Below are 18,436 nucleotides of genomic sequence, written 5' to 3'. Positions count from 1 at the left end.
TGCTTTATACGCAGCGGTTTTACTAATGAATTTTAAATATGCATTTAGTTTTAGATGGATAGATTGAAGTTTTTCAAACAGTATATTGAATTCATCTTCAATGAACTAATTGACTAATCAACCAATGAACAATTTTAAAAATCTAACTTTTTATCCACCTCATTAGTCCCTTGTTGCTGCTGTGTATACTGGCCGCAATCAAGAATGATGCTTACACCGGTTTTGGGAGCGTCGAAATCAACGGTTTTTTTAATGCCCAGTGCGGCGTTGGCGTATACCTTTTTCATGTACATGGCAAATATAGGTAATGCGCTGTTGGCCCCCTCGCCCAACCTGGTAGACTGGAATGCGATATCCCTGTCTTCGCAGCCTGTCCATAAGCCGGTTACCAGTTGCGGGGTTATACCGATGAACCAGCCATCGGAGTTGCCGTTGGTGGTACCTGTTTTACCGCCAATGGGGTTGTGCAGGCCATATTTATAGCTAAGCCTGGAACCTGTTCCATCTTCAATTACGCCTTTCAACATATAGGTCATTACGTAAGCGGTTTGCGGGTTCATGGCCTGTACTACTTTTGGGGTATGGGAATATAGCACGTTACCGTTTTTATCCTCGATGCGTAATATATAGGTAGGCTCGGTCCACAAACCATGATTAGCAAATACCGAATAAGCTGCCGTCATTTCAAATACCGATGCATCAAACGTACCCAGGCATATAGAAGGGTAGGCGGGTACAGCGCTGGTAATGCCCATTTTTTTAATCAGCTCTACTACAGGTTCCGGTTTCACCTCGCTCATTACGTGGGCTGTTACCCAGTTTTGCGAGTGGGCCAATGCCTGGCGCAGGGTAATAAAACCCGGTAAAGTTTCTGATGGCGATGAGCGTGGGCACCATGGGTCGCCATAACCCCGTATGGTATCCGGCACGTTATTTATTTTCATACAGGGCGAATAACCATTATCAATAGCTACCGCGTAGGTAAACGGCTTGGCGGTTGAACCCACCTGCCTTGTGCCGTTTTTAACCTGGTCGTACTTAAAGTGCTCAAAGTTGGTACCGCCCACCCAGGCTTTAACATAACCGGTTGTTGGGTCCATACTCATGAGGGCGTTACGCAGCAACATTTTACAGTATACAATCGAATCGATGGGTTTCATCAGCGTATCGATATCGCCACGCCACGTAAACAGGTTAAGTGTATCTTTAGTGTTGAAATTGGTTTTAATTTCATCATCACTCAAGCCTTCCATTTTCAGCTGCTTGTACCGGTCGCTTTTCAACATCCCCTGGTTAATGAGGAATTTATAGTTGTGAATGCTTCTTGACAGATTTTTCCCGCGCCAGTGATCATTAAACTGCATCTGCAGGTTCTTCATGTATTCCTGCTGCGATTCTTCGGCATATTGCTGCATGGTAGCATCAATGGTAGTATATATCTTCAGGCCGTCGCGGTCAAGGTCATAAGGAGTACCATCGGGCCGGTTAATATTTTGATCTTTAAAGATCTTCTGGATCTCTTTTTTTAATACCGACCTGAAATATGGCGCAGGTCCGTCAAAGTGATTATTCTGGTGAAAGTTTAATCCCAGCGGCTTCTTTTTAAACTCATCTGCCTGGCCATTGCTCAGGTAACCCTGCTCTTCCATCCGGTTAAGAACCAGGTTACGGCGTCTAAGCGCATTTTGCGGGTGCCTTATAGGCGAGTAGATGCCCGGGCCATTTACCATACCTATTAACAGGGCAGCCTGATCTGGCGTTAGTTTATCAGGTGTGGTATTAAAATAGGTACGTGCTGCCGATTTGATGCCATAGGTATTATACGCGCCAAAGTCAACCGTGTTAAGATACATGGTTAGGATCTCCTGCTTGGTATAATGGCGTTCCAGTTTAACTGCTGTTACCCATTCCTGCATTTTTTGAATCACACGTTTAAACGGATTGGCAGCCCTTTCGCTGAAAAGATTAAGCGCCAATTGCTGTGTAATGGTACTGCCACCTTGTTTTTGCCCGATAAGCAGGTGCAGGAATATAGTAAAGCTCCGCCCGAAATCTATACCCGAATGATCGTAAAAGCGCTTATCTTCGGTTGCTACCAGGGCGTTAACTACATTTGGCGAAAGACCGGCAAATGTAACGTTTGAGCGGTTTTGGATATAATAGGTGCCTAAAATTTGCTTATCTGATGATATTACTTCTGATGCCTGGTTGCTTTTAGGGTTTTCCAGATCGCGGAATGGAGGCAATTGGCCAAATACGTCAAAAACGGTAAGCGTTATCATTATAATTACAAATACAAAGGCGGCAATTACAGCGCGCCATATGTACCAGTTATACCGTCTTATATCCTGTGGGGTAAGCGCAGGTTTTTTGTTATAGGTTCTCATTTCAATAATATTTTTGATAGTAATCAATATAACTATCTAACGTTTTTTGGTCGGCTAATTTATCCAGATTTTCCTTGGTAATGATAAAAAAACTGTATTTATCCTTTGGCACCTTCATAATATCGGGCATCAGCGGGATAATTCCCCGTGCATATTTTTTTACATCCTCAAGACTATAAAAACGACCAACAAATATCAGCTGATCATCGGCCCCAATAGGTTTTAAATCATGCTTAATGGTACTGCCCGAAAACCTGGTACGGTTAAACTGCCCTATACCAAAACGCGATGAAGCAAGGTTAGTTGTACCACTGCTAACATTTACCACAAAATAATAATTGCTGCTATCGCGCATGGAGAATATGTAGTTTACCGGGGCCGGTGGTTTTATTATTGGCGCCTGCGCTGCTTGTTGCTGAGGCTGCTGGGCTGGTGTTGTTACCGGCGGTTGATCGGCAGGTTTATTAAACGAATCCGCAGGCGGAGGCGTAATTGCCGCTGTTTCCTTTGGTTTGATTTGTTCGGCAGGTTTGGGTATTTCAACAGGTGCAGTTGGTTTTGCCTGAGCCACTATAGGCGGAGTTGCTTTTGGTTCCTGCCTTACTTGTGCTACCTGTGCCTGGGGCGATGGATGGTAATCGGGCCGGTATTCTGTTTGCTTTTGATAGGCTACGGGTGGGGTAAAAGGTATTTCGTTTATGTCATCACCTGTCAGCACTACCGTACGGCTTTCCATTTCGGTTTTGTTGGCATCAATATAAGCCAGGTGCTGATTTGCAAGTGGGGTTACCAGTTTATCATCGGGGTATTTTGCCGTTATCTGCTGCAGATCGGTCATAAAAGGGGTTAGCTTTTCCTGGTGACCGGCAGCAATGGTTCGTAAATATGATAGCTGGGCTGCAAAACGGTTGTCGGGATATTTGCTCAGCAAATCATTTGCCTGTGTAACAACGGCAGCATATTTTTTTTGTGCGTACAGCTCATATACACTATTGTAAAGCCCATTAAATTCGGCATTTGTATTATCAAGGTGTTTACTGTATTCGGGATCAAGTATCACTTTGGCAAATACGCTTTCAGAAAACTCCTTCAGTATCTTGTTCTTGTATGCTTCAGACCGGGAGGTATCAATATCGGCATATAGCCGGTATAAATTGTAATATACAGCCGCTTTATCCGCACTGTTGGTGAAACGGACCAGCAAAGCTTCATATGTAGCAATGGCTTCCTTTTTATCGCCTAAAATATCGCGGTAAAAATTGGCCATATCCATGTAAGCATTATAAACACGAAAGTTCGACCGGTTAAGCAGGTCGGCTGTTAAGGGCAGGTTTTTAATGATGTCCTGCCGGTAGCTTCCTGCGTCGCCCCTGGCAGCATTGGCTGCTTCCTGTGCCGATGGTGCAAAAGGATCAGTATCCTGTACAGAAGTTGTTCCGGTTACATTGGCAGCAATATTACTGTTTGATCGTTTACTGCGGCGCCAGTTATCTTCCAGCTTGCGGTTGCCCCATTGCCTTTTAAAATCATTGGTTCCAAGACTTAAGGCGGCAGGGTTATAAAAATAAAATATGCTGCCTCCGCTTTTGCTGGCCTGCTGGTTATTTAAATTATTGGTGTTCCTGCTGTTTTCAAATTGGCCGTTATTGCTTGTAAACGTTTCTTTAGTTACTTTATCCTGTAAGATTTTGCGGGTAACGATAGCATCAATGCGGGCGGTACGGGTTTGCTCATCCAAAGCGGCCAGCATTTGCAGGGTATCCTCGCGAGATATGGTTTGCAGTAAGCCGGTTAAAATTTGCAGGTTATTGGCTTTTTTGCGGATAATCTGGTAGCCGGGGTAGGAGGGGGCAAGGTAGGTGAGTGTGCTATCGTAATATAATTTAGCTTCAGCATAATCAGCTTTGTTTTTAAAGTCGATATCGGCAATGCGCAGATAAGAAAGACCTTTTTGATTTTGGTTTTTGAGGCTGCTGCGTACCGATAGTTTGTAATTTTTCAGGGCGCCGTCAATATCACCGGCAATGTATAGCTGCTGGGCTACCTGGTAATAAATCTGATCGGTAAACTCCTTGTTGTTTTGGTTTTTAAGCAGTTTACGCAGGCGCTCAATTTTATTTTGTTTAATACCGTCCTCATTATCCTGTATGCGGATGCGGTTAAGGTTGGCATTAAAAGCCATCTCAAACGAGGCGTTACTTTTAACAACACTGGTATAATTAACTATGGCTTCCTGTGGTTTTTGATTAAGTTCCTGAAGCTGGGCCAAAATAAATGTCCAGCGGAGTTTAAGATTACCATCATGACAAAGCCTCAGAGCTGTTTTGGCGCTTTCCTCGGCGGCCGGGTAGTCTTCGGTATTAATGTTGTATTGTAGTTGGGTAGCGTAAATGCCTGCGGGAATGCTTTTTTTAGGGTTGATGTTTTGTATAGCGGTATCAATAATGATTTTTGCCTGTGCCGGGTTATTAAGGTATAATAAGGCGCGTCCCTTCCATATCAAAGCCTCCTGTTTTAATTCAATCTGCTTGCCATAGGATAAAATAACGTAGTTAAAATATTCCACGGCATCAAAATAGTTGCCTTCTAAAAAACGCGCTTTACCCATAACAAGGTAGGCATTGCCAAGGTAATGGCTTTGCTCTTTTATATTGATGATCTTATTGGCTTTGCTGATGGCAAGTTCCAGGTCTTTATCGGGAGTGCCGCTTTGGGCAGTGGTATCGGGGTAAACGTTCAGCAGTTCGTTGTATGAATCAACAAAGCCCGCGGCATAGCTTTCCTGCTTAATACGCAGTAATTCATTGGCATTAAACAGGATGTTATAATGAGCCGTAAGGTTTTGCATATTGCGGTTGAAGCCGCTTTTCTTTTCGAGCGAGCACCCTGCTAAAATAATAATCAGCACAGGTATTATAAGTTTGTACGGTTTGGATAGGGAAAATATGCTCACGCGCCTCAATATATGGTCATGGTTATAAAAAGCATTGCTAAAATACTAAAGATTATACAATAGGTTTAATAAATTTGCGCATGGCCCAAAATGAACCAGATAATAATAAGGAGAATGGCGGTAAACAGGTAAGTAACTATGCCAAATTTACCGGCCTGGCTTTCCAAATGATTGCTGTTATTGGTGTGTTTGCTTTTGCCGGGTATAAAATAGACCAGGCTGCAAATCATCAAACTAAATGGGTAACTGCAATATTATCACTTGTGGGCGTATTCATTTCATTGTACATCGTTATCAGATCCGTAAAAAGTTGAAACTGCTTCCTACCGTATTATCATTTCTTTTATTTATTGTTATCATTTCGGTACCGCCGCTGGTATTAAGCTACGTTGGCTATGCTAATTTATTAACACCGAAGTTTTGGCTGGTGTTTTCGTTCATCGCCGGGCTTACCTTTTTAACCGTGATTTCCATTATAGTTGTGGGGCAAATTAACTATGATTTGTATGCACAGGCCTTTTTAGCGGCCACTACGGTTAAAATATTGGTCTGCTTATTTTTCGTGCTCATTTTCCTGAAGAAAAACAGCGTAAACCGGTATGTTTTCGCAGGCGATTTTTTTTACATATATTTCTTAAATATGGCCTTTGAAATTTATGGTTTGTTGCGTAACTTGCGCAACCAAAAATTAAGGTAGAAAACTTCATTTAGATGTATAACAGCTCGATTTTGAACTCAAAAATATTTAAAACATTCCTGATTTCGGCGCTTTTTTTATTGTTAGGTGTAATGCCTACACTGTCATTTTCACAGGAAAATGCTAAAAAAGAAGAGTCAAAGCCCTTTGATCCAAAAGATGTGGTATTTGAACACATCGGCGATTCGCACACCTGGCATATTATTGGTCATGCTTCAATTCCACTTCCGGTAATATTGTATACCGATAAGGGGCTCGAGCTTTTTCTATCCTCAGAATTAGGCGAGGCCGAAGAGGGGCATGAGCCGGCTCCGTATAAAGGAGCGCATTATAGCTACAAATTGGAAGGTAATAAGATATTGCCGGTTACCGACGCGGGAGAAGTTATTAAAGATGCCAAAGTTTATGATTTTTCGATAACCCGCAACGTTGCCAGTATGTGGATGGGGATGATTATTTTACTGATTGTGTTTTTTAGTGTTACATCGGGCTATAAAAAACGTGCCGGTAAAGCACCGAAGGGCATTCAGGCATTGCTGGAGCCGGTTATCCTGTTTGTAAGAGATGATGTAGCTATACCAAACATTGGCGTAAAGCATGTTAAATACATGCCTTTGCTGCTTACCATATTTTTCTTTATATTAATAAACAACCTGTTGGGTTTAATTCCTTTCTTTCCGGGAGGCTTCAACTTAACCGGTAATATAGCGGTAACTATGGTGTTATCGGTAATTGTATTAATCGTTATTAACTTTAGCGGTAACAAATACTACTGGAAGCATATTTTCACACCGGATATTCCGCTGTGGTTATACCCTATCATGGTTCCGGTAGAAATTATTGGTATTATCTCAAAGCCTTTCGCGTTAATGATTCGTTTGTTTGCAAACATTACCGCGGGTCACATTATCGTGTTGAGTTTAATATCATTGATATTTATCTTTAAAACCGCATGGATGTCAACAGTATCTGTTCCGTTTGTGGTATTTATGGATACTATTGAGTTGCTTGTGGCGTTTTTGCAGGCCTTTATTTTCACGATGCTTACATCCCTGTTTATAGGTATGGCTGTTGAAGAGCATCATCATTAATCCGAATTAATTATCAATAAATATACACGTTAAATTATCAAACAATGATTGGAATGATTGGAGTAATTGCACAGGCTGTAGCTGCAGCAGGAGTTACAGGTAAAATTGGTGCAGTTGGCGCTGGTTTAGCCGTTATTGGCGCTGGTATCGGTATCGGACAGATCGGTGGTAAAGCCGTTGAAGGTATCGCCCGTCAGCCAGAAGCTGCCTCAAAAATTCAAACTAACATGATCATCGCTGCGGCCCTTGTTGAAGGTGTTGCTTTATTTGCGGTGGTAGTAGCAGTGTTAGGCTAAATTTTATTAAGAACAACCCGGAACGATTGGTTTCGGGCTTGTTTTTAATCCCATTAAAAAAAAGAAATATACTCAAAGTAATTACTATACACACTTATGGATTTAGTTACACCCGCATTAGGTTTAGTTTTCTGGACAACAATATCCTTCGGGATCCTGTTATTTATATTAGGGAAATATGCCTGGAAACCTATCTTAGGCGCGCTTAGCGATCGTGAACGTTTTATTGAAGATGCGCTTTCAAAAGCTGAAGCAGCTAAAGAAGAAATGGCCCGTTTAACTAACGAAAACGAATCGTTATTAAAACAAGCCCGTGCCGAGCGCGACCAGATACTTAATGATGCCCGTAAAGTTAAAGAGCAAATGATTGCTGATGCTAAGGAACTTGCTCATAAAGAAGGCGCACGCATGATTGAACTTGCCCGCGTGGAAATTAACAACCAGAAAGCTATCGCGATGGCTGATGTTAAAAACCAGGTTGCTACCCTATCATTAGATATTGCCGAGAAAATATTACGCAGGCAATTTGAAGATCAGCAAAAACAAGATGCTCTGGTAAGCCAATTATTAAAAGAAGTGAAATTATAATAGTATAGATTTGAGATATGAGATATGAGATATGAGATTTTTTCTCCGGTCTCCAATCTCATATCTAACATCTCACATCTAAAGAAAATATGTCAGAATTAACGGTAGGATCCAGGTACGCAAAATCCCTTATTGACCTTGCACAGGAACAAAATATTGTTGATGCGATTAAAGCAGATATGGATCTGTTTATACATACCTTAAAGGCCAGTCCGGAGCTTAAAGCTGTTTTGAGCAACCCTATTGTAGCCCACTCCAAAAAAACCAAAATACTTGATGCTGTATTCCTGAAAAAGGTAAACAAGGCAACTATTGCGTTTTTTAAACTGATGGTTGATAAAGGTCGTGGTGAGGTTTTATATACTACTGCTTTTGAATATATTAACCTGTTTAATATTAAAAGGCATATTACAAAGGCTAAGGTTACATCGGCTACCGAGTTATCGGCTGCAAATAAGAAAACCATTATAGCCGAAGTACAAAGCACAGTAGGTGGTACTGTTGTATTGGAAACCAGGGTTGACCCATCATTAATTGGTGGTTTTGTACTAACCGTGGGCGACAAACAGATTGATACCAGCATTGCCGCAAGCTTGAAAAAATTGAAAAAAGAATTTGCCCTGAAGGTGATTCAATAATAGTAAAAACAAAACTCTAAATAAATTTAAACAATGGTAGAGGTAAGACCAGACGAAGTATCGGCAATTTTGCGTCAGCAATTGGCAGGCTTTAAGTCAGAATCTGAATTAGAAGAAGTGGGTACTGTACTCCAGGTGGGTGACGGTATTGCACGCGTTTATGGATTAACAAAAGTACAATCAGGTGAGCTTGTAGAATTTGGCACAGGATTGCAAGGTATCGTACTTAACCTTGAAGAAGATAACGTGGGCGTGGTATTGTTAGGTAAATCTGACGATATTAAGGAAGGTGATACTGTAAAACGTACCAATCGCATTGCATCAATCAATGTTGGCGAAGGCATGCTTGGCCGTGTTGTTGATACTTTAGGAACCCCAATTGATGGTAAAGGACCAATTGTAGGTACAACTTACGAAATGCCATTGGAGCGTAAAGCGCCTGGTGTTATCTATCGTCAGCCGGTTACCGAGCCTTTACAAACTGGTATCAAAGCTATCGACGCGATGATCCCTATCGGTCGTGGCCAGCGGGAGTTGGTTATTGGTGACCGCCAGACAGGTAAAACCGCTGTTTGCGTGGATACCATCATCAACCAAAAAGAATTTTATGATGCCGGTAAACCGGTTATCTGTATATATGTTGCCTGCGGTCAAAAAGCATCAACAGTTGCAAACATTGTACGCACGCTTGAAGAAAACGGCGCTATGCCTTTCTCTATCGTTGTTGCTGCAAGTGCCGCAGATTCTGCTACCATGCAGTTTTTTGCTCCTTTTGCAGGTGCGGCTATTGGCGAGTACTTCCGTGATACAGGTCGCCCGGCACTGATTGTTTATGATGACTTGTCGAAACAAGCTGTTGCTTACCGCGAGGTATCTTTATTATTGCGTCGTCCACCGGGCCGTGAGGCTTATCCTGGTGACGTGTTTTACCTGCACAGCCGTTTATTAGAGCGTGCCGCCAAAATCAACGCCAATGATTCTATCGCCCAGGCGATGAATGATTTGCCGGAGTCTATCCGTAGTATCGTTAAAGGTGGTGGTTCATTAACCGCGTTGCCTATCATCGAGACGCAGGCTGGTGACGTATCTGCATACATTCCAACCAACGTGATCTCGATCACCGATGGCCAGATCTTCCTTGAATCAAACTTGTTTAACGCGGGTGTTCGTCCGGCTATTAACGTAGGTATCTCGGTATCACGTGTGGGTGGTAACGCGCAGATTAAATCAATGAAGAAGGTAGCAGGTACTTTGAAACTTGACCAGGCTCAATACCGCGAGTTAGAGGCTTTCTCAAAATTCGGATCTGATCTTGATGCATCAACCAAAAACGTGCTTGATAAAGGTGTACGTAACGTGGAAGTGTTAAAACAAGGCCAGTACTCACCGGTAACAGTTGAAAAACAAGTAGCTATCATTTACTTAGGTACAAAAAACCTGATGCGTAATGTTCCTGTAAAAGACATCAGGAAGTTTGAAGCAGAATACACAAGCCAGTTAGAAGTTCGTCACCCTGAAGTATTAGCTGCCCTTAAAGCAGGTAAATTTGACGACCAGATAACAGGCGTACTGGAAACAGTAGCTAAAGAACTGGCAGGAAAATATTAATTAGATGTGAGATATTAGATGTGAGATATGAGATAAGCTCACTCACATCTTAATAGAGATAATAAACATAGCGAGGTTGTGTATTTGAATATTGAGGCGATTGTCTCAAATCTCAAATCTCACATCTCAAATCTCAAAAGATGGCTAATTTAAAAGAAGTAAGAAACAGGATAAAATCTGTAACGTCAACACAGCAGATCACCAAGGCCATGAAAATGGTTTCGGCTGCCAAGTTAAAGCGCGCTACAAATGCTATCGTTCAATTGCGCCCTTATGCTAATAAGCTTAAAGAGCTGCTGGCAAACCTTTCTCAAAGTTTAGAGGATGGCTCATCACCTTATTTGCAGGAGCGTGAGCCCGTGCGTGTTTTGGTGGTTGTGGTGTCATCAAACCGTGGTTTGGCGGGTGCATTTAATGCAAACGTAATTAAAACGGCCAATAACCTAATTGCCGAAAAGTACAGTAAGCAATTGCAGGCAGGTAACGTTTCGATAGTTGCCATAGGTAAAAAAAGCCAGGAGTTTTACGAAAGGCGCAAGTACAATGTAATTGGTAACAATAACGATTTGTACCTTGACCTTAACTTCGAGAATGCTTCAAAAATTACTGAAAGCATTATGGAAGGTTTTGTTGATGGTAAGTTTGACCGTGTTGAACTGGTGTATAATCACTTCAGGAACGCGGCTGTACAATACCTTATTGCCGAGCAATTATTGCCTGTGCCAAAACCAGATAAGAAGGAAGCTGTAAAAACTGCCAATGTTGATTACATCCTGGAGCCATCGCAAGAGGAAATAGTGGAACAACTGATCCCTAAAAACATCAAGATCCAGTTATACCGTGCTGTATTAGATTCAAACGCATCTGAGCATGGCGCACGTATGACAGCCATGGATAAGGCTACCGACAATGCCGGCGAGCTGCTGAAAGCCCTTAAGCTTTCATACAACCAGGCCCGCCAGGCTGCCATTACCACCGAGCTTACCGAGATTGTGAGCGGTGCGGCTGCCCTTTCAAGCTAATCCATATTTATAAACTTATTTATACCGGGCCTCCTTGCAAAAGGAGGCTTTTTTTGTTTTTAAGCGAAATTTTTGACATATGCTGTAAGCCATACGCTCGGGTTGTTTTTTATTTCGGTTTCCAAAAACAAAACAACTTTTTGCATTGCGTCTCCAGGGTCGGCATTTAGGTTGTTTGAATTGAATTGGGGGCCCCCATCAAAATTGATACGTCCTTTTTTAAGCACCGGTACTGCAGTAATTAATGGTACTCCTGCTATTCGTGCCAAACGGGCAGGAAGCAGCGATACATTATGGTGTTTTCCTAAAAAGTTAACCGGGCAATTGCTTAAATTATTAAAAATATCGCAGGCAATAACTATTCGTCCTTTTTGGTTCAAATATTTCACTATACACCGCAAGTCGGTAATTCCCAGCGCCTGTCGTTGAATGCGCTCTCTTTGTTTGGTCCATTTACCACCAGCTATAATTAACGAAAAATTATTTTCGAGGCACCATTGCACCAATAATCTTTTCCATGGAGTATGGCAAATGGCTATAACACAACCAGAATCGGGAGGGATATTGACGTTAAAATTTACCAAACGGAGTGTAGTGAGGCGAAGCGGACTTCGCACGGATACCGAGATAACCCGCCTGACAAACCGGGTGTACCAGATTTGCTTAAGGTTTTTATATAATTGGCTTTTACCGTTTAAAATGTAAAATGGCATTTTTAAAACCCTGGAAGTTATAAGGCAATAATGAATACCTGCACTTAAATATGATAAAATGCTGCAAGCAGATATGAATTGGACTAAAATATAAGGCTTGAGAGGCATATTAATTAAATTATAAGAGGCTGTTTAAAAATAAAAAAACGCACCGTCATTGCGAGGTACGAAGCAATCCCGAACTATGCAGAGCTGATTGCACGGCTACTCTGTAGGTAGAGGATTGCTTCGTGTCTTATAATGACGTGTTTATAAATTGCCGATTATCAGCATTATTTTTTAATGTAATCTATGTCATTGCGAGGCACGAAGCAATCGCGTGCTATACAGAGCCGACCTGCACAGTTCGCGATTGCCGCGCTGCGATCGCAATGACATGGTTGTTGTTAGCCCCTAAAGCCAGTACGTCATCCCCATTTTTCCAGGATTATCCTGGTGGTTACTCGCAATGATGATCTATTTACATGGCCTAAAGGTTTTTGCCTTTTGCCGGGTTTGTTCATACCCGCAAATAAGCCCTCGCTGGTTTAGTTGGTTAACTTTTATTAGGATACAATTTACTGATAGCCAGTGGATATTGAATGCGTAATTAGATATTGCACGCATATTGTGAAGTGGATGCATATTGTGTAAAGTTCCCGGTTGGTTGGAGTTAGCAGGAAGGTCAACGTTCCATGAACGAACAGACAAACAGCAACCACTACGACAAGTCATGTCGTAGTGTAATTTTTTAACTATGTGATATATAACAACTTGCCTCGGTATTTGAAAATAATGTGTCAGCTTGCACCTAAACGGTGGAACACTTGCAGCCGCTCATAGAAATTTCCGTCTACCTCAAGAGCAAATACGCTCCCTCTGACGGGAGATTAGAAATGTTCCAGCTGTAAAATCACAAGCTCATTTACTCGGCAGTTGTCGGGTCGATGATTGTACCAACCTCACTAACGGAGTTTGCCGGGAATCCACCTTGCCGGGCATGTTCCCTAACCATATCCTCATTGGGGGCAATGTAAATGCAATAGATCTTGTTATCGGTTACATAGCTTTGTACCCATTGAATTTGCGGGCCCATCTTGCTCAATACTCCGCATGAGGCTTGTGAAATGGCTTTTAGTTGTTCTTGCGAAAGCTCACCTGCTCCAGGTATTTCTCTTTCAATTACATACTTTGGCATAATTTGGCTTTTTAGGTTTTTACAGGCTTAACGCCGGGGGAGCGTTCCTTCTTATGTGAAGTTACGAAAACAAGGATCATATATCAATAAAATAATTTGTCGGTTTTGCCTTGTTGTCAGTGCGTTAGGCATATATTTAGAAACCTGGATTGCACAGTGCGGGATCGCTGTGTGTTTAGGCGCGATGCATCGGTTTAGCCGTATATTTCATTACTTAATTATCTATGTTCATAATGTCGCGGTAAACCTCTTCAAAAGGTACATTTTTATGTTTTTGAAAGATGGACGAAAACCGCGTGCTGATGGGGTTTAGCAATTGGATGCATAATTGTTTTTCGTCGTCGGTTAAGCCATTTACCATCATGCCTGCTACTTTCAAAACTTCTATTTTTGCTTTATCCAGGGTTTCCTCGCCTTTTGGGGTTAGCCGGAGCCGTACCACACGCTTGTCGTCCTGGTCGTTGTATTCGCTGATCATGCCGCGTTTTTTAAGCCTGATAAGCATGTTGGTTCCGCTGGATAGTTCCAGCAGGTTATCATAGATCACCTCTGATTTAATGGGGCTCTTTTTGTTAAAAATAATCACCAGGATGCCAAACTCTTCAATCTGGTCTAAGCCGGTACCTTCCAGGGCCTTATTGGAATACATGACGTGAAACTTGCCGATTTTACGGATGAGGATAACCAGCTGACCATTAATATCCGGCATTATCTGCCATTTGGTTGCTATAGGCAAATCCTGTTTGATGGTGGCTGTTAACTGCAGGCGATAAAAGTCTTCAAGTGTGCCTTCGGGATACTGCTCCTCGAACGCTCCCCATAGTTTAACCAGCTCAACTGTTTTATTCATATTTCCTGCCATTTGGTAGCAATTATAAAAAAATGTTACCAATAATTTGCAATTAACTACCTTTTGGTTTAATATTGTAATAAAATACAACCAAAAAGTAGTAATATGAATAACGGAACTTACCTATTGACGCTATTATGCCTGCATGTGATGGGCCTTGTACTGATGGCGGGAACCACCTTTGTGGATTATATAGCTTTTAGTAACATTTGGAATTTACTTGACCATGGAAAAGAAAAACCCGACAGCTTGTTGCAAGTAACAGCCAGGTTTTCGAGGCTGATTGGAATAGGGGCGGCGATACTTATCCTGACCGGGCTTGGAATGATGGCTTTAACAAAAGGAGTTTTTGGCGAACAACTATGGTTCAGGATTAAGTTTGGTTTGGTAATCATCCTGGTAGCCAACGCGGTAATTGTGGGCAAACGCCACGGACTAAAATTCAGAAAGCTACTTACAGATGGCGGCTTTGAGCTGAGCCCGCAAATTATGCAAAGCAGGAATAAGCTGAACCGCTTTTATATTATCCAGCTGGCCATTTTTATAACCATCATCATATTAAGCGTTTTTAAATTCAATTAAAAATTGCCGGCATATGGAAAACGAACAAACCCCGCCAGCTTGTAACTGGCTGCTAACATCAAATAATTTATATCATGAAAAAGGACAAGACCATTTACTGGACAACCACTATCATCATTTCGTGCATCATGCTTTTTAGCATTTACAAAATGTATTCGGCAGATTATGAACACCTCGGGTTTCCAAAATATTTCAGAGTTGAGCTTGCAATAGCCAAAATAGCCGGCATCATAGTGTTGCTTGTTCCGCAGATCCCCGCAAAAATTAAAGAATGGGCGTACGCCGGATTTGGTATTGTATTGATTTCGGCCTGTGTTGCACATTTCAATAGCGGCGATACCATTGTAAATGCTTTGGAGCCATTGATCTGGCTGATTATACTGGCGTTTTCAAACCGGTATTTGTATAAAATGGAAATGTTCAATAATCTACAAAGTATGGGATGATCGCGGGTAAAGTCGAATGGCCCGATAAATTTAACTATGCTGCGGTTTCAGGTGTTAACCTATCCTTAAATACCCAGCTTATGAAAGGCGTCAACTGTTATTTGGCTGGCTATAAATGCCTATATTTGCCTTAAAATCATCAGTATGACAGGCAAAGCACCCAAAGAATCATATACCATCATGAATGAACTGGTATTACCTAATGATACCAATACATTAAACAACCTGATGGGTGGGCGCCTGCTGCACTGGATGGATATCGCCGCCGCTATATCGGCGCAAAAACACAGCAACCGTATTGTAGTAACAGCTTCGGTGGATAATGTATCATTCCAATCGCCTATAAAACTGGGCGACGTGATTAGCATTGAAGCAAAGGTTACCCGCGCGTTTACCACCTCGGTTGAGGTAAGGATGGATGTATGGGCGCAAAATATCCCATCGGGCACCAAGGTAAAAAGCAACGAGGCCTATTATACATTTGTGGCATTGGATGGCGACGGGCAAAAAACGCAGGTACCCGCATTATTGCCCGAAACTGACGAGGAAATAGCACTATATGAAGGCGCCCTGCGCCGCCGCCAGCTGCGTTTAATACTGGGTGGTAAAATGCATCCTAATGATGCCACCGAACTAAAGGCCCTTTTCTTTGGTGAGCAGCTGCCATTAAATCTCAAAGATTAAATCCGTAACAAAATGTAATGGGTACGGTCTAAATGATATTAGCTTAAAAAATCATTAGCCATGAGATACTTTCTATGTTTTTTAATGCCTCCTCTGGCCATATTAACTACCGGCAGGATAGGCGCATTTATTCTTAATATATTTTTGACCCTGTTTTTTTGGATCCCCGGGGTTATTCACTCCATATTGGTTACCAGCGATTATTATGACGCCCGAAGGCATCGGCAATTGATGAGAGCTACAAGAAGAGCCAGGGCGTGGTAAAAGCTGATTTGAGAATTTGATGATTTGAAGATTTGAAAATAGTTATGTTTGCAGGCAAAATCATCAACAAAATCAAATCAATCAACAGTGCAAAAAGGTAAGCTATTAATTATTGATGACGAGGAACGTCTGCGTAACCTTATGGCCCGCATTTTGCAACTGGAAGGGCACGAGGTAATTACTGCAGCAACCGGTAAAGAAGGCTTGCGCAAATTACAACAGGAGCATATACACGTTGTATTGAGTGACGTAAAGCTGCCCGATATTGATGGCATTACCCTCACCGAAACCATAAAAAAAACATACCCCGCAACAGAAATTATTGTGCTTACCGCCTACGGCACAATTAACGATGGTGTTAAAGCCATTAAAGCAGGCGCCTTTGATTACATAACCAAGGGGGATGATAACGAAAAGATCATTCCGTTGGTAAGCAAAGCAATGGATAAAGCCCTGTTGCAGCAAACTGTGATAGAGCTGCAAAGCAAGCTGAATGAAAAATTTGGCTTCGACAGGCTGATTGGCAGATCAACCGCTATTGGTGATGTGATCAAGCTTGCTCAAAAGGTAGCCCTAACCGATACCACCGTTCTGTTATTAGGCGAAACAGGTACCGGCAAAGAGATCTTCGCCGAAGCCATTCACCAGGCCAGTAAACGCAATACAAAATCGTTTGTGGCTGTAAACTGCAGCGCTTTTACGAAGGAGTTGTTAGAGAGTGAACTGTTTGGGCACAAAGCCGGCTCATTTACCGGCGCCTTAAAAGATAAAAAAGGCCTTTTTGAAGAAGCCAGCGGCGGCACCATATTTTTAGATGAAATAGGCGAACTTGATCACGACCTGCAGGCCAAGCTGCTTCGCGTACTGGAATCACAGCAGTTTTTAAAAATAGGCGATACTAAACCTACGCAGGTTAATGTACGCATACTTGCCGCAACCAACCGTAACCTGCAAACCGAAATAGCTGATGGCCATTTCCGGTCGGATTTGTTTTACCGCCTATCGGTGTTCCAGATCACCTTGCCACCCTTGCGCGAACGCAAAAAGGATATTAAACTACTGGCAGAGTACTTTATGCAGTACTTTGGCCTTAAAGTTAAAAAACAGATAAATGTGCTAAGCGATGAGTTTGTAACAAAACTGGAAGCTTACCACTGGCCGGGCAATATCCGCGAGCTAAAAAACATTATTGAAAGAGCTGTAATACTTACCGATAACAACACCCTTGATGAAAGCCTGCTGCCTTATGAAATTCAACAGCAACAGGTAAAGGCAGGAAGCCCAATATCAGCCTTTGACCTTTCATCGGTTGAAAAACTGCACATACAACGCGTACTTAACCATACCCACGGCAACCGCGCCGAAGCGGCCAATCTTTTGAATATTGGGGTAGCTACATTGTACAGGAAGCTGAAGGAATACGGGTTGGAGTAAATACCCATAGTAATTTCATGCCGGCTTAACAATAGTATCAACCTTTTCTTGACGAGGTATATTGCTACTGCTTGTTATAAATAATGGGCGAAGGAATGCGATCAGCATTAAACGGACAGGTAAAGTAAAGTAAAAGTTTATTTTTTGCGCGTTGAGTGACACGGTATAACCAACCGTTTTGGAGCCATCAATGGGCACAAGTTCGGTTGCCGGGCCATAACTATTTTTTGAGTTTGAATAATTTACAAGATCAAACATGGTTAATGAATCCTTTTTGACAGTATATTTTCCTATACTTCTAAAACGGTATCCTATTATTTTTTTGGTAACCGAATCTGTTGCAATTATATTGTATTCAACTGTATTGTCATTTTTAAACTCATATTGGTCAATCCCCTGGAATTGTATTTTTGCCCATTTCCCGGTAATATCAATGGTTCCGCTTGCGGCATCCTTTTTACAGGCAGAAAAAGCAAGTACTAAAACAGCAGCTAAAAGGCTGAAAATCCTGGTGAGCGTAAGTGTTGTTTTCATATTGGTCATTACGTATAAATAAATGGCATTGATACAGTTGGGATGGTTTATTATCTAAATCCCTTTCAAAAAAAAGACTTCTGATTCCCCAATCTCACTCCGGGGATAACTTATAAATCATTGCATTATTCCACATTGATAATCGCCTATCAAAATGATAGGCATATTTTACCTGTTAAAACCGAAGTTACGTTTGTGAAATCGATTAAATTACTGATTAATAGTTATTTAATTGATTTTGCTATTTGTTGGCATCCCCTTGGTAAAGCCTTCTGCAAAAACGAATACTATGGATATTTTACAGGTTATTATTTATGTGGTGACTTTCATAGTCATCTTCTGGATCTTCTTCAAATCAGTTAATTACTTCGAAAAAATCTAATCATCATGATCGCATTATTCATTGTGGCCATAGCTGTGTTTATATACATGGTGTACGTGCTGCTTAAACCCGAAAAATTTTAATTATTAA

General features: G+C 41.7%; 20 protein-coding genes. 14 read left to right on the top strand and 6 right to left on the bottom strand.

The window, feature by feature from the left end:
* Positions 1-134: 134 nt before the first annotated feature.
* The gene (locus AC1DO4_RS07990; RefSeq protein WP_477414609.1) at positions 135-2,387 is read right to left on the bottom strand and encodes a transglycosylase domain-containing protein; all 2,253 of its coding nucleotides are present in this window, start codon (positions 2,385-2,387) and stop codon (positions 135-137) included.
* 1 nt (position 2,388) lies between these two features.
* Complete coding sequence (gene porW, locus AC1DO4_RS07985; RefSeq protein ID WP_477414607.1) at positions 2,389-5,295, bottom strand: type IX secretion system periplasmic lipoprotein PorW/SprE; 2,907 nt, start codon at positions 5,293-5,295, stop codon at positions 2,389-2,391.
* A 125-nt stretch (positions 5,296-5,420) separates the two neighbouring features.
* Between porW and AC1DO4_RS07980 the strand changes: the two genes are divergently transcribed.
* From AC1DO4_RS07980 to atpG, 8 genes are all read left to right on the top strand, one after another.
* The gene (locus tag AC1DO4_RS07980; protein WP_477414605.1) at positions 5,421-5,654 is read left to right on the top strand and encodes an AtpZ/AtpI family protein; all 234 of its coding nucleotides are present in this window, start codon (positions 5,421-5,423) and stop codon (positions 5,652-5,654) included.
* Positions 5,651-6,037, top strand: coding sequence for a hypothetical protein (locus AC1DO4_RS07975; RefSeq protein ID WP_477414603.1), 387 nt, complete (start codon positions 5,651-5,653; stop codon positions 6,035-6,037). Before AC1DO4_RS07980 ends, AC1DO4_RS07975 begins: the two co-directional genes overlap by 4 nt.
* 32 nt (positions 6,038-6,069) lie before the next feature.
* Complete coding sequence (gene atpB, locus AC1DO4_RS07970) at positions 6,070-7,128, top strand: F0F1 ATP synthase subunit A (protein WP_477414601.1); 1,059 nt, start codon at positions 6,070-6,072, stop codon at positions 7,126-7,128.
* A 53-nt stretch (positions 7,129-7,181) separates the two neighbouring features.
* Entirely contained in the window at positions 7,182-7,424 is a 243-nt protein-coding gene (atpE, locus tag AC1DO4_RS07965) for an ATP synthase F0 subunit C (RefSeq protein WP_477414599.1), read from the top strand.
* A 96-nt stretch (positions 7,425-7,520) separates the two neighbouring features.
* The gene (atpF, locus tag AC1DO4_RS07960; protein ID WP_477414597.1) at positions 7,521-8,012 is read left to right on the top strand and encodes a F0F1 ATP synthase subunit B; all 492 of its coding nucleotides are present in this window, start codon (positions 7,521-7,523) and stop codon (positions 8,010-8,012) included.
* A gap of 89 nt (positions 8,013-8,101) precedes the next feature.
* On the top strand, positions 8,102-8,650 hold the full coding sequence (gene atpH, locus AC1DO4_RS07955) for an ATP synthase F1 subunit delta (protein WP_477414595.1): 549 nt from the start codon (positions 8,102-8,104) through the stop codon (positions 8,648-8,650).
* Between the two features lie 33 nt (positions 8,651-8,683).
* Positions 8,684-10,258 carry a F0F1 ATP synthase subunit alpha gene (gene atpA / locus AC1DO4_RS07950; RefSeq protein WP_477414593.1) on the top strand — a complete coding sequence of 525 codons (1,575 nt, stop codon included), beginning with the start codon at positions 8,684-8,686 and terminating at the stop codon, positions 10,256-10,258.
* Between the two features lie 140 nt (positions 10,259-10,398).
* Positions 10,399-11,280 (top strand): ATP synthase F1 subunit gamma, encoded by an 882-nt coding sequence (gene atpG / locus AC1DO4_RS07945; RefSeq protein ID WP_477414591.1) that lies wholly within the window; start codon positions 10,399-10,401, stop codon positions 11,278-11,280.
* A 59-nt stretch (positions 11,281-11,339) separates the two neighbouring features.
* Here atpG and AC1DO4_RS07940 read toward each other — a convergent pair whose 3' ends face one another.
* The 3 genes from AC1DO4_RS07940 to AC1DO4_RS07930 form a co-directional block, all read right to left on the bottom strand.
* A complete protein-coding gene (locus tag AC1DO4_RS07940) occupies positions 11,340-11,993 on the bottom strand; it encodes an LpxL/LpxP family acyltransferase (RefSeq protein WP_477414590.1) in 654 nt (217 codons plus the stop codon).
* A gap of 904 nt (positions 11,994-12,897) precedes the next feature.
* On the bottom strand, positions 12,898-13,170 hold the full coding sequence (locus AC1DO4_RS07935; RefSeq protein WP_477414588.1) for a DUF4242 domain-containing protein: 273 nt from the start codon (positions 13,168-13,170) through the stop codon (positions 12,898-12,900).
* Between the two features lie 214 nt (positions 13,171-13,384).
* Entirely contained in the window at positions 13,385-14,032 is a 648-nt protein-coding gene (locus AC1DO4_RS07930) for a MarR family winged helix-turn-helix transcriptional regulator (protein ID WP_477414586.1), read from the bottom strand.
* 93 nt (positions 14,033-14,125) lie between these two features.
* Here AC1DO4_RS07930 and AC1DO4_RS07925 point away from each other — a divergent pair, with 93 nt between their 5' ends.
* The 5 genes from AC1DO4_RS07925 (at position 14,126) to AC1DO4_RS07905 (ending at position 17,430) form a co-directional block, all read left to right on the top strand.
* Positions 14,126-14,602 carry a hypothetical protein gene (locus AC1DO4_RS07925; RefSeq protein WP_477414584.1) on the top strand — a complete coding sequence of 159 codons (477 nt, stop codon included), beginning with the start codon at positions 14,126-14,128 and terminating at the stop codon, positions 14,600-14,602.
* 74 nt (positions 14,603-14,676) lie between these two features.
* Positions 14,677-15,048 (top strand): DoxX family protein, encoded by a 372-nt coding sequence (locus tag AC1DO4_RS07920; protein WP_477414582.1) that lies wholly within the window; start codon positions 14,677-14,679, stop codon positions 15,046-15,048.
* Between the two features lie 144 nt (positions 15,049-15,192).
* Entirely contained in the window at positions 15,193-15,732 is a 540-nt protein-coding gene (locus AC1DO4_RS07915; RefSeq protein ID WP_477414580.1) for an acyl-CoA thioesterase, read from the top strand.
* Positions 15,733-15,792: 60 nt separating this feature from the next.
* Positions 15,793-15,996 carry a YqaE/Pmp3 family membrane protein gene (locus AC1DO4_RS07910; RefSeq protein ID WP_477414578.1) on the top strand — a complete coding sequence of 68 codons (204 nt, stop codon included), beginning with the start codon at positions 15,793-15,795 and terminating at the stop codon, positions 15,994-15,996.
* A gap of 87 nt (positions 15,997-16,083) precedes the next feature.
* Positions 16,084-17,430, top strand: coding sequence for a sigma-54-dependent transcriptional regulator (locus AC1DO4_RS07905; RefSeq protein WP_477414576.1), 1,347 nt, complete (start codon positions 16,084-16,086; stop codon positions 17,428-17,430).
* 15 nt (positions 17,431-17,445) lie between these two features.
* Here AC1DO4_RS07905 and AC1DO4_RS07900 read toward each other — a convergent pair whose 3' ends face one another.
* Positions 17,446-17,964, bottom strand: a complete 519-nt coding sequence (locus AC1DO4_RS07900; protein ID WP_477414574.1) for a hypothetical protein — start codon at positions 17,962-17,964, stop codon at positions 17,446-17,448.
* 387 nt (positions 17,965-18,351) lie between these two features.
* Between AC1DO4_RS07900 and kdpF the strand changes: the two genes are divergently transcribed.
* Complete coding sequence (gene kdpF / locus AC1DO4_RS07895) at positions 18,352-18,429, top strand: K(+)-transporting ATPase subunit F (RefSeq protein ID WP_169611101.1); 78 nt, start codon at positions 18,352-18,354, stop codon at positions 18,427-18,429.
* The last annotated feature ends 7 nt before the right edge of the window (positions 18,430-18,436 follow it).

This window comes from Mucilaginibacter sp. P5_A6 (genome assembly GCF_056400585.1).
Note: the sequence above shows the minus strand (reverse complement) of the source record. Positions and strands in the feature narration are given on the sequence as shown.

Excerpts from the sequence above, each read along its gene's own strand:
- atpA (WP_477414593.1), top strand. The coding sequence starts at position 8,684 with ATGGTAGAGGTAAGACCAGACGAAGTATCGGCAATTTTGCGTCAGCAA.
- AC1DO4_RS07915 (WP_477414580.1), top strand. The coding sequence starts at position 15,193 with ATGACAGGCAAAGCACCCAAAGAATCATATACCATCATGAATGAACTG.
- AC1DO4_RS07925 (WP_477414584.1), top strand. The coding sequence starts at position 14,126 with ATGAATAACGGAACTTACCTATTGACGCTATTATGCCTGCATGTGATG.
- AC1DO4_RS07980 (WP_477414605.1), top strand. The coding sequence starts at position 5,421 with ATGGCCCAAAATGAACCAGATAATAATAAGGAGAATGGCGGTAAACAG.
- atpF (WP_477414597.1), top strand. The coding sequence starts at position 7,521 with ATGGATTTAGTTACACCCGCATTAGGTTTAGTTTTCTGGACAACAATA.
- AC1DO4_RS07900 (WP_477414574.1), bottom strand. The coding sequence starts at position 17,964 with ATGAAAACAACACTTACGCTCACCAGGATTTTCAGCCTTTTAGCTGCT.
- AC1DO4_RS07920 (WP_477414582.1), top strand. The coding sequence starts at position 14,677 with ATGAAAAAGGACAAGACCATTTACTGGACAACCACTATCATCATTTCG.
- AC1DO4_RS07935 (WP_477414588.1), bottom strand. The coding sequence starts at position 13,170 with ATGCCAAAGTATGTAATTGAAAGAGAAATACCTGGAGCAGGTGAGCTT.
- atpE (WP_477414599.1), top strand. The coding sequence starts at position 7,182 with ATGATTGGAGTAATTGCACAGGCTGTAGCTGCAGCAGGAGTTACAGGT.
- AC1DO4_RS07930 (WP_477414586.1), bottom strand. The coding sequence starts at position 14,032 with ATGGCAGGAAATATGAATAAAACAGTTGAGCTGGTTAAACTATGGGGA.
- atpG (WP_477414591.1), top strand. The coding sequence starts at position 10,399 with ATGGCTAATTTAAAAGAAGTAAGAAACAGGATAAAATCTGTAACGTCA.
- AC1DO4_RS07940 (WP_477414590.1), bottom strand. The coding sequence starts at position 11,993 with ATGCCATTTTACATTTTAAACGGTAAAAGCCAATTATATAAAAACCTT.
- AC1DO4_RS07990 (WP_477414609.1), bottom strand. The coding sequence starts at position 2,387 with ATGAGAACCTATAACAAAAAACCTGCGCTTACCCCACAGGATATAAGA.
- kdpF (WP_169611101.1), top strand. The coding sequence starts at position 18,352 with ATGATCGCATTATTCATTGTGGCCATAGCTGTGTTTATATACATGGTG.
- AC1DO4_RS07910 (WP_477414578.1), top strand. The coding sequence starts at position 15,793 with ATGAGATACTTTCTATGTTTTTTAATGCCTCCTCTGGCCATATTAACT.
- atpH (WP_477414595.1), top strand. The coding sequence starts at position 8,102 with ATGTCAGAATTAACGGTAGGATCCAGGTACGCAAAATCCCTTATTGAC.